Below are 13,164 nucleotides of genomic sequence, written 5' to 3' on the forward strand. Positions count from 1 at the left end.
GTAGAACTCGCCGAGCACGAAGGCCGTCTCCGTGGAGGCGTCCGTCACCTCGTAGTGCGCGGCGATCGTGCCGTCGTACGCCACCGCCTGCGCGTACAGCCCCGGCACCTGCCCGAACGTCCCGCCCGCGCAGGACCCGGTGATCACCACCCGCTGGACGGCCGGTTCGATGTCCGGCAGGTCGAGTTCCAGCCACTCGGCGAACTGGCCGCCGCCCTGCCCGACGCCCACGTGACGCACCGCGCCGGAGGGATGCCGCGGCCGGCCGCGGAAGACCAGGTCGGCGTCGTCCCGGACCCGGCCCGCGGCGTCCAGGAGCAGCGCCGAGGCGTCTACGGCCGGCGCGCCCGGGACCGTGCCGCGGCCGACCGCGACCCGCAACGGACCGGCCGGGACGGGCGTGTTGGCGCCCTTGATGATGTGCGTCATGGAACACATGTTCTCAGCGACGATCATGTGAAGAGAAGATTCCGCGAGTCGGGCCGAACGTTTCCACCCTCCGCCGCGTCCTAGGGGAAACGCGGCGAGGAGAGGGGTGGCTGTGCTGCGCAGAATGGCCCGCCGCGTCCAGGGGGCGTACCGGGCGGACCACGGTGCCGACGACCCGCTGGACGCGGCCCAGGAACGACGGGTACGGGCGGTGCTCGCCCTGGGCGGGGTGCCGCAGGCGGACCTGCCGGACGGGGTGCAGCAGGTCCGCCTGCGGTTGCTGGAGCGCGCCGCCAGCGGACGCGAGGCACCGCGGGACGTCTCCGCGTGGGCGGCGGTCGTCGCATCCAACCTCGCCGTCGACTGGCACCGTGCCAAGCGCCGCCAGGAACGGATCGGCGAACGCCTGGCCTCGCTGCGGCAGCTGGAGCACCCGTCCGGCGAGGACACCAGCGTGCTCTCCGTGGCCGTCGCCCAGGGCCTGGACGAACTGCCCGACGCCCAGCGGCAGGTCGTGGTGCTGCGCTTCTACGCCGACCTGCCGGTGCGCTCCATCGCCGAGGAACTCGGCATCCCCGAGGGCACGGTCAAGAGCAGGCTGCACACGGCGGTCCGGTCCCTGCGGGCCCGGCTGCACGAGGACGAGGTGGTGTGACGTGACCGTCGAACACGACGGGCAGGACGGTTCCGGCCGCAACGACCCGTTGCTGGCCGTGGTCACCGGTGAGCCGCTGTCCGAGGAGGCCCGCGCCGACGCCGCCCTGCTGGCCGAGTACCGGGAGGCCGAGGCCGACGTCGCCCTGCTGCGCGAGCAGTTGGAGGTGATCGGGCTCGCGCTGAGTGCCGAGCCGGCGTCCCGCCCCGCCCCGCGAGCCGTCCAGCGCTCCGTGCCGGCGCGGCGGTCCGGGCGCCGGCCGCGGGCCGTGCGCTTCGTCGTGGGCGGGCTGGTCGCCGCCGCTGCCGCGTCCGTCTTCGCGGGCCTGGGCTGGCTGGCCGTCCAGGCAGGGGCGGGCGACGACGCCATGGCGAGCGGGGCGAAGGCCGCCGATTCCGCCGCCGAGGGCCCTGGGAACAAGTCGACGGGCCCGCTCGGCTCGCCCGCCTACCTGGCCTGCACCGGGCTGCTCGTGGAGGGGACCGTGACCGAGGTGGTCCCGGTGCCGCGCACCGGCGAGCAGCGCGTCACCCTGGACGTGACGCGGTCCTACCGGCCCGCCGGGGGCGGCGAGCGGACGGCCGCCTTCGTCAAGGGCGACGAACCCGCCTTCGGCGCCCCCGCTCGGCTCCGTGAGGGCGACCACGTCCTGGTCGCCGTCCCGCGCGCCGGCACCACCGCCGACTTCTGGTTCGTCGGGGAGGAGGCCATCGCCCCGCAGCGGCAGGCGATCGAGGGCGCCCTGCCAAAGGCGCGGACCATCGTCTGCGAGTGAGCGGGCCCGGGCACGGAGAAGGGCGGGCGCCCGAACGGACGCCCGCCCCTGAGGTCCCGCAGGTGTTACGGCGTGACCTTCTCGATCTTCACGCTGCCCAGGCCCGCGGCCGTGCCGCGCGCGTTGACCAGCTGGACCTGGCCGAAGAACTCGCGGCCCTCGGGCGCGGCCGCGGCGGCGGTGACGCTGCCGGAGACCGTCGCCGAGTCACCCGTGCCGAGCTTCACCGCGGCCGACTCGTCGACCGTGACGGAGCCGAGCGCCTGGGAGAAGAACACGTCCAGGTAGTCGTACGCGGTGGAACCGGCGGGCACCGAGTAGCCGACGACCTCGATGGTGTAGGTCCCGGCGGCCGGGTTCGGCACGGAGACCGACTCCTCGGAGTCGCCGTCGGCGGAGCTGCCGACCTCGCCGCCGGCCGCGTTCTTCACGACCAGGTCGAGGTCCGCGGCGGCGTCGGAGACGTTGCCGATGGTGACGTCCAGCGACTGCGCGCCCTCGGGCACCTCGACCGTGGTGGTCTGGGTGACGCCGTCCGCGATGCTCGGGCGGGCCGTCTTGGAGGAGCCCAGCGGGCCGCCGGCCAGCTTGCCCTCCAGGGCGGCGTACTTGTTGGTCACCTTCCAGGAGACGGCGGCCGGGGTGCCGACCTTGGCCTCGGGCACGGTCACGGTCTCCGGCTCGAAGGCCGCGCCGAGCACGGTGACGTCCAGCTTGTACGGGTTGTCCAGCAGCGGCGACGTACGGCGCGACTCGACCTCGATCTCCCAGACGCCCGGCTGCGGGTCGGCGTAGGACCGCACGTCCGGACGGCAGGTGTTGGCCGGGTTGGTGTAGTTCGCGTAGCAGTTGACCGTCGACGTCGGGTCGGCCGGGACGCCGTACGGGTGGATGGCGATGAACCGGGTCTGGCTCTTGCCCTTCAGCCCGCCGATGGCGACCTCGAGCGACTTGGCGCCCTCGGGCACGGTCACGAAGTACGACTTGTGGCTGTTGCGCTGCACGGAACCGGACGCCGCGTAGGTGTACTCGAGCGGCGCGGCGACCACGACCGTGTTCAGCACCTGCTTGTCGATGCCCTCGGTGCGCGGGTCGTCGACCTCCAGGATCGCGCTCTTGAGCCCGGCGGACTTCGGCGCGGCCTGCACCTTGACGGTGACCGGCTGGTTCAGCGGCAGGTTCACCTCGTCGGAGCCGACGATGCGGAAGGTGCCGCCCGCGTTGTTCTCCAGGTGCAGTTCGTGCCGGATCGCGCGGTCGGCACCGGAGGTGCGGGTGAGCGTGATCTCGTACGTCTTCTTCTGCCCGGCCTTCAGGCCGCCCTCGCGGTCGTAGAGGCCGGTGCCGAAGCCCGGGGTCTTCAGGAACTGGTCGATCGCGGTGTCGACCGGCGCCTTGACGGTGTACTCGTGGGCCTTCGCGCCGTCCAGGATCGAGTCCCAGGCGTCCTCGATGTTGATCAGGCCCGCGCCCTCTTCGTAGGCCTGGGTGCCCGGGATGTGGTCGGCGGTCGAGGTGAGCGCCGTGCGCAGGGTGGCCGGCGTCAGCTCGATGCCCTTGCGCTCGGCGGCGGACAGCAGCAGCGCGGCGGCGCCGGTGGCCTGCGGGGAGGCCATCGAGGTGCCCTGGAGCATGGAGTAGCCGGGCGGCAGGCTGTAGCCGGCCTCGGCGACCGGGCCGCCGGGCGACCAGGTCTGCGTGGTGTTGATCGCCGCACCGGGCGCGGACAGGGTCGGCGTGAAGCCGCCGTCCTCACGCGGACCGCGCGAGGAGAACGGCATCATCGCGTAGTCCTTCTCCACCCGCGACCCGTAGTTGGCGGCCCAGGTCTCCTGGGAGATGGTCGCGCCGACCGAGATCACCTTGTCGGAGAGGGCGGGGTCGCCGATGGTGTTGGCGCCGGGGCCGGAGTTGCCCGCGGAGATCACCAGCTGGACGCCGTAGGTGTCGATGAGCCGGGTGTACAGCTCGGAACGCGCGTTGTTGCCGTCGTTCAGCGCCGGGAGGCCGCCGATCGACATGTTGACGATGTCGACGCCGCGGTTGACGACGAGGTCGATCATGCCCTCGGTGAGCGCGACGTTGGTGCAGCCGCCGGACCAGGTGCAGGCGCGCGAGGAGACCAGCTTGGCGCCGGGCGCCGCGCCGTTCATCTCGCCGCCGAACAGGCCGTTGGCGGCGGTGATGCCGGCCACGTGGGTGCCGTGCGAGCCCTCGATGACGCCGATGCTGACGTAGTCGGCCTTGGCACCGGAGGAGTTGTAGACGACGTCCTTGCGGATCTCGACCACGAACGGGATGCGCTCGGCGATCTCGGTGGCCGGGTTGTCGGTCCCGAAGTACCCGATCTGGAAGCCGTCCTTGTACGGCTTCATCGCCTCGTCGTTCGTGAAGTCGAGGTCGTCGTTCAGGTCGACGCGGACGGTGCCGGCGGCGGCGTCGTAGAGCACGCCCCAGACGTCCGACGTGTCGCCGTCCCGGTTCAGGTCACCGGCCATGTCGCCACCCGTGGTGGCGGACTCGGAGAAGTAGTTGAACCGGTAGGCGCCCTCGGGGGCCTTGAAGGTCTCCGTGCCGAGGGCGGCGGTGGTGATGGCGAAGCCGGGGCCGGCGACCGAGGTGGTCATCCGGCGCCAGGTGCCGTCACCGTCGGCGACCGGGTCGGTCGCGGTCACCCAGTCGACGATCTTGCGCTCGCCGGTCGTCGTCTTCTGCAGCGCCGGGTGCCCGAGGTCGACACCGGAGTCCAGGATGCCGATGGTGATGCCGCGCCCGTCCGCCTTCGGGTGGTCCTCGACGAAGTCGACGGCGCCGGTCTCGAAGGACGGGTTGTACGGGTTCTCGGCGGGGGTGTCCTCGCCGGGGGCCGGGTAGCTGCCGGTGGCGCTCGCGCCCTTGGCGGCGCCCGCGTTCGGCGACGGGTCCTCCAGCGGGATCTCCTGGCGCAGGTCGATGCCGTGCACGGAGGAGAGCTTGGCGGCGGCGGCGATGGCCGCGTCGGCCTTGCCGGTGGGGACGGTGGCGCGGACGTAGCCGACCTGGTCGTATGTACGGCCCACGAGACCGCCGTCGACCGCGTCGAGCTGCTTCGCGACCTGCTCCGTCCGACCGGGTGCGGTGGCGACCATCATGGTCACGCTCTTGTCGCCGGCGGCCTTGGCCTCGGCGAGCAGGTCGGCGTCGTCGGAGCCGAGCTTGTCGTGGGCGGACTTGGCGCCCGGGTCGGCCGCCGCGGGGGCGGCCGGGTCCGCCGCGAAGGCCATGGGTATCGGCCCGGCGGCGGAGAGCGCGGCGACCAGACCGGCGGCCACGGCGATGCGGGCCACGCGTCTCGCGCCCGGTATCGGGTCGCTCTGGGGGGTGTGGGTCATCGGCATCCCTTGTAGGTGAGGGAACGAGCGTGTCGCTTGTCGTCCGGAATGCGACACCGGACGACCGCTCAGCCTTACCCAAGAGACCGGTTTTTGGGGAGGGTTGACCGAAACGATATGGATGTATGGGGAAAACCCGCGATGTGATTTGGGTGGATAACCCCTGAAGAGGGGCGAGTCGACCCGCCGGTACGCCTCTCAGGCGTCCTTGGAACGGGCGTAGTGCCGCGACGCCTTCGCCCGGTTCCCGCACACCGCCATCGAGCACCAGCGGCGCGTGCCGTTGCGTGAGGTGTCGAAGAAGTGCAGCACGCACGCCTCGTGGGCGCAGGGGCGGATGCGGTCCGGGGCGGTGGCGAGCAGTTCCAGGTAGTTGCGGGCGGCGAGCCAGCCCGGACCCCAGGAGGCGTCCGCGAACTCGGCCTCCTCGCCCGGTCCCGCCTCGGTCAGGGTGGCCCGGATCCGGCCGTGCGCGAGGACGGCGTCCACCCGCGCCGCGCCGGCCGCGAGCGAGCCGTCCACCGCCGCAAGCAAGGCCTCGCGTGCCCGCAGGGTGTGCCGCAGCGTGTCCGCGTCGGCGGTGAACCGCTCGTCCAGCGCGTTCGCCGCGAGCCAGACCGCGAGTCCGTCCGTGTCGTCGAGGAGGTCGTGCGGGGCGCCCTCGTGGACCCACCGGGTGTTGAGCAGGTCGAGGGCGAGCGGCTCACCGGTGAGCGGGCGGGGATCGCGGGCGGCGGGCATCGGCGGCCTCCTTCGGAACTAACCCCTCAAGCTTAGATCACCGGTTGACGCTCAATGGATCTAACCTTTAATCTCATTTACAGGGGTTAGAAAGACGAGGCCCCGCCCACGTCAGCTGAAGGGGACAGTCATGACCTTGCGCACCGGCCACGTCGGCCTGAACGTCACCGACCTCGGCCGCTCCCTCGCCTTCTACCGGGACCTCCTGGGCTTCACGCTGCTCACCGAGGGCAAGGAGGAGGGCCGGCGGTTCGCCCTCCTGGGTGACGGCGAGCGCCTGACCCTGGCCCTGTGGGAGCAGGCGGGGCAGCCGTTCGACGGTGACCGCTCCGGCCTGCATCACCTCGCCCTGGAGGTGGACTCCGTCGAGCGGGTCAGGGAGTACGAGGAGGCGTTGCGGGCGTACGGCGCCGAGTTCGCCTACGACGGCGTGGTGGCCCACCGGGAGGGCGCGGCCTCGGGCGGCATCTTCTTCCACGACCCGGACGGCATCCGCCTGGAGATCTGCGCGCCGAGCGGCGCCGAAGACGCCCCGGCGCCCAACGGTTCGGCTCCCACCTGCGGATTCTTCTAATGGCCGGCGTCTATCACGCGGGTTCGCTCGCCGTGCAGGAGCGGGTCGGCGTCCGCGGCCTCGCCGACCACGTCGGCCGCTCCATCGGATCCGGCATCAAGGCGGTCGCCGCCGCCTTCCTGGAGCAGCAGCCGCTGCTGGTGGCCGGCGCGGCCGATCCGGGGACCGGCCGGGTGTGGGCCTCCGCGCTCACCGGCGCCCCCGGCTTCGCCCGCGCCACCGGCCCGCACCGCGTCTCGGTGGCCGGGGGCCCCGCCTCCGCGGCGAGCAGCGGGGGAGGCCCGCCCTCGGCCGATCCGCTCGCGACCGCCCTCGCGACCCCGGGCACCGAGGTCGGCACCATCGCCCTCGATCCGCGCACCCGCCGCCGGATGCGCCTCAACGGCGTGGCCGAGCCGACGGAGCGCGGATTCGCGGTGACGGCACGACAGGTGTTCGCCAACTGCCCGAAGTACCTGCAGAAGCGGGAGTCGTACGAGGTGGTCGCGGACCGCGTGCCGGGGGAGCGGCGCCGGGGCGCCTCGCTGACCGCCGCTCAGGCGGCGTTCCTGGCGGCGGCGGACACGGCGTTCGTCGCCACCGTCCGCCCCGGGGGCGCCGACGCCAGCCATCGCGGCGGCCTGCCCGGCTTCCTCCGGGTCGACTCGCCGCACGAGCTGAGCTGGCGCGACTACCCGGGCAACGCCATGTTCCTCACCCTGGGCAACCTGGCCGCCGATCCGCGCGCGGGCCTGCTGGTCCTGGACTGGGAGACGGGCACGACGCTCCAGCTGACCGGCGAGGCGCGCACGGAGTTCACGCCGGACGGGGAGCGCACGGTCCGCTTCACGATCGCGGAGGCGGTCGAGACCCCCGGCGCGCTCCCGCTGCGCTGGTCCGCGCCTCAATACTCGCCCGCCAATCCGCTCCCGGCGCGCTAACGTCCCCGAATGCGGCAGATGTTGAGGGTGGCGGCCTACGCCATATGCGTCCGTGACGGCCAGGTCCTGCTGGCCCGCTCCCCGGCCGAGGACGGCACCCGCGAGTGGGTGCTGCCGGGCGGCGGCATGGAGCACGGCGAGGACCCGTACGACACGGTCCGCCGGGAGCTGCTGGAGGAGACCGGCTACCGCGTGGAGGTGACCGGTCTCCTCGGCGTCTCCTCCTTCCGGCGCCAGTCCCCCCGCCGGGGTCTGCGCCGTCCGGTCGACCAGCACTCCGTACGGCTGCTGTACGCGGCGCGGGTCGTCGGCGGGGAGCTGACTTTCGAGATCGGCGGCTCGACGGACATGGCGGCGTGGCACCCCCTGGACGCGGTGGACGGGCTGGTCAGGGTGCCGCTGGTGGACATCGCGCTGGGGATGTGGGGGGAGCGGCAGGACGCCGGGGATGGTGCATGACAATGCGCGAGCTTGCATGACAATGCGAGATGTTGCATAGTTTTGCTATGTCCAAGGTCCTCACCTCCCTCCCTGTCGGCGAGCGCGTCGGCATCGCCTTCTCCGGCGGGCTCGACACCTCGGTCGCCGTCGCCTGGATGCGCGACAAGGGCGCCGTCCCGTGCACGTACACCGCCGACATCGGCCAGTACGACGAGCCCGACATCGCCTCGGTGCCCGGCCGCGCCGCGCAGTACGGCGCCGAGATCGCCCGCCTCGTCGACTGCAAGGCCGCGCTGGTCGAGGAAGGGCTGGCCGCACTCGCCTGCGGCGCGTTCCACATCAAGTCCGGCGGGCGCCCCTACTTCAACACCACCCCGCTGGGCCGCGCCGTCACCGGCACGCTGCTCGTCCGGGCGATGCTGGAGGACGGCGTCCAGATCTGGGGCGACGGTTCCACGTTCAAGGGCAACGACATCGAGCGGTTCTACCGCTACGGGCTGCTCGCCAACCCGCACCTGCGGATCTACAAGCCCTGGCTGGACGCGGACTTCGTGACCGAGCTGGGCGGCCGCAAGGAGATGTCCGAGTGGCTTCTCGCCCACGGCCTGCCCTACCGGGACTCCACGGAGAAGGCGTACTCCACCGACGCCAACATCTGGGGTGCCACCCATGAGGCCAAGACGCTGGAGCACCTGGACACCGGCATCGAGACCGTCGAGCCGATCATGGGCGTCCGCTTCTGGGACCCGGCCGTGGAGATCGCCCCCGAGGACGTCACCGTCGGCTTCGACCAGGGCCGCCCGGTCACCGTCAACGGCAAGGAGTTCGGCTCCGCCGTCGACCTGGTGATGGAGGCCAACGCGATCGGCGGCCGGCACGGCCTCGGCATGTCCGACCAGATCGAGAACCGGATCATCGAGGCGAAGAGCCGCGGCATCTACGAGGCGCCCGGCATGGCCCTGCTGCACATCGCCTACGAGCGCCTGGTCAACGCCATCCACAACGAGGACACGGTCGCCGCGTACCACACCGAGGGCCGCCGCCTCGGCCGGCTGCTCTACGAGGGCCGCTGGCTGGACCCGCAGGCCCTGATGGTCCGGGAGTCGCTCCAGCGCTGGGTCGGCGCCGCGATCACCGGCGAGGTCACCCTGCGGCTGCGCCGCGGCGAGGACTACTCGATCCTCGACACCCGCGGCCCGGCGCTCAGCTACCACCCGGACAAGCTGTCCATGGAGCGCACCGAGGACTCCGCGTTCGGCCCCGGCGACCGCATCGGCCAGCTCACCATGCGCAACCTGGACATCGCCGACTCCCGGGCCCGCCTGGAGCAGTACGCGGGCCTCGGCATGGTCGGCCCCGACCACCCCACCCTGATCGGCGCCGCCCAGGCGGCCTCCACCGGTCTGATCGGCGCCATGGACCGCGGTGGCGCGGAGGCGATCGCCTCCCGCGGCGAGGCCCCGGACGAAGAGGCCCTCCTGGACCGCGCGGCGATGGAGTCCGGCACGGACTGACCCACTCACCGGCTCAACGGTCGTACGGGCCCCGGCGGATCACCCTCCGCCGGGGCCCGCAGTCGTACCCCGCCGGACCGCCGGGCAGTCCCTACAGGTTGCTGAAGTCCGGGCCCTTGGTGCGGGTGCGCTTGATCTCGTAGAAGCCGGGGACCGAGGCGACGGCCAGCGTGCCGTCCCACAGGCGGGCGGCCTCCTCGCCCTTCGGGGCGGGGGTGACGACCGGGCCGAAGAAGGCGATCTGCTCACCGTCGGGGCCGGGCACGGCGATGATCGGGGTGCCGACGTCCTGGCCGACCTTCTCGATGCCCTCCTTGTGGGAGGCGCGCAGCTGCTCCTCGTACGGGGTGTCGTCCCAGTGGTCCATCAGTGACGCGGGCAGGCCGACCTCCTCGAGGGCGGCGGCGACCGCCTCCTTCTCCGGGCCCGCGCCCTGGTTGTGGAAGCGCGTGCCGATCGCGGTGTACAGGTCGCCCAGCACCTCGGTGCCGTGCTCCTCCTGCGCGGCGATGACGACCCGGACGGGACCCCACGCCTTGGTGGTGAGCAGTTCGCGGTACCACTCGTCCAGCTCGTCGAGCTTGTCCTCGTTGAGCACGGCGAGGCTCATCAGGTGCCAGCGGACCTCGATGTCCCGGACCTTCTCCACCTCCAGCACCCACCGGGAGGTCATCCAGGCCCAGGGGCACAGCGGGTCGAACCAGAAGTCGACGGGGGTCTTCTCGGACATGTCTCTCCTTGGCAGTGGCGCTTGACCGCGGCAACGTCCGGGAGAACACCACCGCCCTGCCCGCTCATTCCCTGCTGCCGCGCGTCAGGGGCGCATGGCAGGATCGGTGCTGTTCAGGCGTAGTCATCACGTACGAGGGAGTACCGCCCGTGCCCGGTGAGAATCTGTCCCGCGACGAGGCCCGGGAGCGGGCCGCTCTGCTGTCGGTCGACGGGTACGACGTGTCCCTCGACGTGCGCTCCGCCGTCGGCGACCACGCCGGTGACGGCCCGCGCACCTTCCGCTCGGTCACCACGATCCGCTTCCGCTGTGCCGAGCCGGGCGCGTCCAGTTTCGCGGACCTGATCGCGCCGAGCGTGACGGCCGTCTCGCTGAACGGCCGCGACCTGGACCCGAGCGAGGTCTTCGACGGCTCCCGGATTCTGCTGGAGGACCTGGCCGCCGAGAACGAGCTGGTCGTGGATGCGCAGTGCGCCTACTCCCGCACCGGCGAGGGCCTGCACCGGTTCGTCGACCCGGAGGACGGCGAGGTCTACCTCTACACGCAGTACGAGCCGGCCGACGCGCGGCGGGTCTTCGCCAACTTCGAGCAGCCGGACCTCAAGGCCCCGTTCCGCTTCGAGGTGCGGGCGCCGCAGGAGTGGACGGTGTGGAGCAACGGCACCGGCGAACGGGCCGACGGGGTCTGGCGGTTCGCGGAGACCAGGCCCATCTCGACGTACATCACGTGTGTGGTGGCGGGCCCCTACCACTACGTCACGGACTCCTACGTGCGGACCTTCGAGGACGGCACGCGGCTGGAGATCCCGCTGGGCGCCATGTGCCGCAAGGGCCTCGCCCCCTACTTCGACGCGGACGACGTCTTCCTGGTCACCAAGCAGGGCCTGGACTTCTTCCACGACCACTTCGACTACCCGTACCCGTTCGGCAAGTACGACCAGGCGTTCGTGCCCGAGTACAACCTCGGCGCGATGGAGAACCCGGGGCTGGTGACCTTCCGCGAGGAGTTCATCTTCCGCGGCAAGGTGACGCGGGCGTCCTACGAGGGCCGCGCCAACGTGATCCTGCACGAGATGGCGCACATGTGGTTCGGCGACCTGGTCACCATGGAGTGGTGGGACGACCTGTGGCTGAAGGAGTCCTTCGCCGACTTCATGGGCTCGTTCTCGCTGGTCGGCGCGACCCGCTTCACCGACGGCTGGATCACCTTCGCCAACCGCCGCAAGGCCTGGGCGTACCGCGCGGACCAGCTGCCCTCCACGCACCCCATCACCGCCGACATCCGCGACCTGCAGGACGCCAAGCTCAACTTCGACGGCATCACGTACGCCAAGGGCGCCTCGGTGCTCAAGCAGCTGGTGGCGTACGTCGGCCAGGACGCGTTCCTGGAGGGTGCCCGGCGCTACTTCAAGCGGCACGCGTACGGCAACACCCGCCTCGGCGACCTGCTGTCGGTGCTGGAGGAGACGTCCGGCCGGGACATGGCGGCCTGGTCCCGTTCCTGGCTCCAGACGGCCGGGGTGAACGCGCTGACCCCGCAGGTGCTGCTGAACACGGACGGGCGGATCGACGAGCTGGCGGTGGTGCAGGAGGCCGCCGAGTCGCACCCCGAGCTGCGCCCGCACCGGGTCGCGGTGGGCCTGTACCGGCGTACGGCCCAGGGCGCGCTGGAGCGGTACGCGCGCGCGGAGGCCGACGTGGACGGTCCGCGCACGGTCGTGGCGGAGCTGGCGGGTGCCGAGGCGCCGGAGCTGGTGCTGGTCAACGACGACGACCTGACCTACTGCAAGATCCGCTTCGACGCGACGTCGCTGGAGACGCTGAAGGGCGGCCTCGGCGACCTCAACGATCCCCTGGCGCGGGCGCTGTGCTGGTCCGCGCTGTGGAACATGACGCGGGACGCGCTGCTCCCGGCGCGGGACTTCATCGGCCTGGTGCTGCGGTTCGCGGGCCGCGAGTCGGACATCGGCGTGCTCCAGATGCTGCACGCCTGGGCGAACTCGGCGCTGGTCCACTACGCGGCTCCGGCCTGGCGCGCGGAGGGCGAGCGGCTGCTGGCGGAGGGCGCCCTGCGCGAGCTGCGGGCGGCCGGGCCGGGCAGCGAGCACCAGCTGGCGTGGGCCCGGTTCTTCGCCTCGGCGGCGTCCCGGGACTCGGACGCGGAGCTGCTGAAGGGCCTGCTGGCGGGCACCGAGAAGATCGACGGCCTGGAGGTGGACCAGGAGCTGCGGTGGGTGCTCCTCGAGCCGCTGGTCGTGCACGGTCACGCGGACGAGAAGGCGCTGGAGGCGGAACTGGCCCGGGACGACACCGCGTCCGGCAAGCGCCACCAGGTGCGCTGCCTGGCCGCGCGTCCGTCGGTGGCGGTGAAGGCGCAGGCGTGGGCGCGGGTGGTGGAGTCCGACTCGCTGTCCAATGCGCTGGTGGAGGCCACCATCACCGGCTTCGCGCAGCCGTCCCAGCGGGAGCTGCTGGCCCCGTACGCGGAGAAGTACTTCGCCGTCATCGAGCGGGTGTGGGCCGAGCGGTCCATCCAGATCGGCATGGACGTGGTGCGGGGCCTGTTCCCGTCGCTCCAGGACTCCCCCGGGACGCTGGCGGCGGCCGACGCATGGCTCGCGGCCCACGAGGACGCGCCGCCGGCCCTGCGCCGGCTGGTCCTGGAGGCCCGGGACGACCTGGCGCGGGCGCTGCGCGGGCAGGAGTGCGACGCGGCGGCGGAGTGAGCCACCCGGTCGCTCTGGCCAAAGCTCGGGCCGTGGGTGACCGTTACGAAACTCAGGCATGAACACCCGTAACCCCTGGGCCACCCCGCGTGGACCAGGGGTTTCGGCATCCCATCGGCATCCGAACATGTGTCCTTTAGCGCAGGATTGTCCGGATGTGTCGACGGGCGTGTAACAGGGGTTAAAGGACGGATCGGGCGCGGGAATCCCCGGTACATGACCCACAACACCCCGCTCTCCCCCCGCCCCCTGCACCACATCTCCGGCGGCAGCCGCCGGGTCCTGACC

11 protein-coding genes are annotated in these 13,164 nt (G+C 72.1%); 7 read left to right on the top strand and 4 right to left on the bottom strand.

Annotated elements, in window-relative coordinates; all coding sequences use genetic code 11:
- Nucleotides 1-429, bottom strand: a 429-nt coding sequence (locus tag CCN42_RS19950; protein WP_143661961.1) for a TerD family protein, incomplete at its 3' end; no start/stop codon positions are given.
- A gap of 106 nt (nucleotides 430-535) precedes the next feature.
- Here CCN42_RS19950 and CCN42_RS19955 point away from each other — a divergent pair.
- Entirely contained in the window at nucleotides 536-1,084 is a 549-nt protein-coding gene (locus CCN42_RS19955) for an RNA polymerase sigma factor (protein ID WP_173883422.1), read from the top strand.
- A 1-nt stretch (nucleotide 1,085) separates the two neighbouring features.
- Nucleotides 1,086-1,859 carry a hypothetical protein gene (locus CCN42_RS19960; protein ID WP_086737509.1) on the top strand — a complete coding sequence of 258 codons (774 nt, stop codon included), beginning with the start codon at nucleotides 1,086-1,088 and terminating at the stop codon, nucleotides 1,857-1,859.
- Nucleotides 1,860-1,924: 65 nt separating this feature from the next.
- On the opposite strand, the gene CCN42_RS19965 is transcribed toward CCN42_RS19960, so the two are convergent.
- Both CCN42_RS19965 and CCN42_RS19970 read right to left on the bottom strand, forming a co-directional pair.
- On the bottom strand, nucleotides 1,925-5,230 hold the full coding sequence (locus CCN42_RS19965; protein ID WP_086737511.1) for a S8 family serine peptidase: 3,306 nt from the start codon (nucleotides 5,228-5,230) through the stop codon (nucleotides 1,925-1,927).
- Between the two features lie 198 nt (nucleotides 5,231-5,428).
- Entirely contained in the window at nucleotides 5,429-5,971 is a 543-nt protein-coding gene (locus CCN42_RS19970) for a CGNR zinc finger domain-containing protein (protein ID WP_086737513.1), read from the bottom strand.
- Between the two features lie 130 nt (nucleotides 5,972-6,101).
- Between CCN42_RS19970 and CCN42_RS19975 the strand changes: the two genes are divergently transcribed.
- Genes CCN42_RS19975 through argG form a run of 4 tightly spaced genes read left to right on the top strand, consistent with a single transcriptional unit; the run spans nucleotide 6,102 to nucleotide 9,420 of the window.
- Nucleotides 6,102-6,545, top strand: a complete 444-nt coding sequence (locus CCN42_RS19975) for a VOC family protein (protein WP_086737515.1) — start codon at nucleotides 6,102-6,104, stop codon at nucleotides 6,543-6,545.
- On the top strand, nucleotides 6,545-7,465 hold the full coding sequence (locus tag CCN42_RS19980) for a pyridoxamine 5'-phosphate oxidase family protein (RefSeq protein ID WP_086737517.1): 921 nt from the start codon (nucleotides 6,545-6,547) through the stop codon (nucleotides 7,463-7,465). The genes CCN42_RS19975 and CCN42_RS19980 overlap by 1 nt, the downstream gene beginning before the upstream one ends.
- Nucleotides 7,466-7,474: 9 nt before the next feature.
- Nucleotides 7,475-7,924, top strand: a complete 450-nt coding sequence (locus tag CCN42_RS19985; protein WP_211294752.1) for an NUDIX hydrolase — start codon at nucleotides 7,475-7,477, stop codon at nucleotides 7,922-7,924.
- 47 nt (nucleotides 7,925-7,971) lie between these two features.
- Complete coding sequence (gene argG / locus CCN42_RS19990; RefSeq protein ID WP_086737521.1) at nucleotides 7,972-9,420, top strand: argininosuccinate synthase; 1,449 nt, start codon at nucleotides 7,972-7,974, stop codon at nucleotides 9,418-9,420.
- Nucleotides 9,421-9,511: 91 nt separating this feature from the next.
- On the opposite strand, the gene CCN42_RS19995 is transcribed toward argG, so the two are convergent.
- A complete protein-coding gene (locus tag CCN42_RS19995) occupies nucleotides 9,512-10,150 on the bottom strand; it encodes a mycothiol-dependent nitroreductase Rv2466c family protein (protein ID WP_086737523.1) in 639 nt (212 codons plus the stop codon).
- A 149-nt stretch (nucleotides 10,151-10,299) separates the two neighbouring features.
- Here CCN42_RS19995 and pepN point away from each other — a divergent pair, with 149 nt between their 5' ends.
- Complete coding sequence (gene pepN / locus CCN42_RS20000; protein ID WP_086737525.1) at nucleotides 10,300-12,876, top strand: aminopeptidase N; 2,577 nt, start codon at nucleotides 10,300-10,302, stop codon at nucleotides 12,874-12,876.
- Nucleotides 12,877-13,164 lie beyond the last annotated feature (288 nt).

The sequence above is a fragment of the Streptomyces glaucescens genome, assembly GCF_002154375.1.
GTDB lineage: Bacteria > Actinomycetota > Actinomycetes > Streptomycetales > Streptomycetaceae > Streptomyces > Streptomyces glaucescens.

Excerpts from the sequence above, each read along its gene's own strand:
- CCN42_RS19985 (WP_211294752.1), top strand. The coding sequence starts at position 7,475 with ATGCGGCAGATGTTGAGGGTGGCGGCCTACGCCATATGCGTCCGTGAC.
- argG (WP_086737521.1), top strand. The coding sequence starts at position 7,972 with ATGTCCAAGGTCCTCACCTCCCTCCCTGTCGGCGAGCGCGTCGGCATC.
- CCN42_RS19970 (WP_086737513.1), bottom strand. The coding sequence starts at position 5,971 with ATGCCCGCCGCCCGCGATCCCCGCCCGCTCACCGGTGAGCCGCTCGCC.
- CCN42_RS19975 (WP_086737515.1), top strand. The coding sequence starts at position 6,102 with ATGACCTTGCGCACCGGCCACGTCGGCCTGAACGTCACCGACCTCGGC.
- CCN42_RS19995 (WP_086737523.1), bottom strand. The coding sequence starts at position 10,150 with ATGTCCGAGAAGACCCCCGTCGACTTCTGGTTCGACCCGCTGTGCCCC.
- CCN42_RS19965 (WP_086737511.1), bottom strand. The coding sequence starts at position 5,230 with ATGACCCACACCCCCCAGAGCGACCCGATACCGGGCGCGAGACGCGTG.
- CCN42_RS19980 (WP_086737517.1), top strand. The coding sequence starts at position 6,545 with ATGGCCGGCGTCTATCACGCGGGTTCGCTCGCCGTGCAGGAGCGGGTC.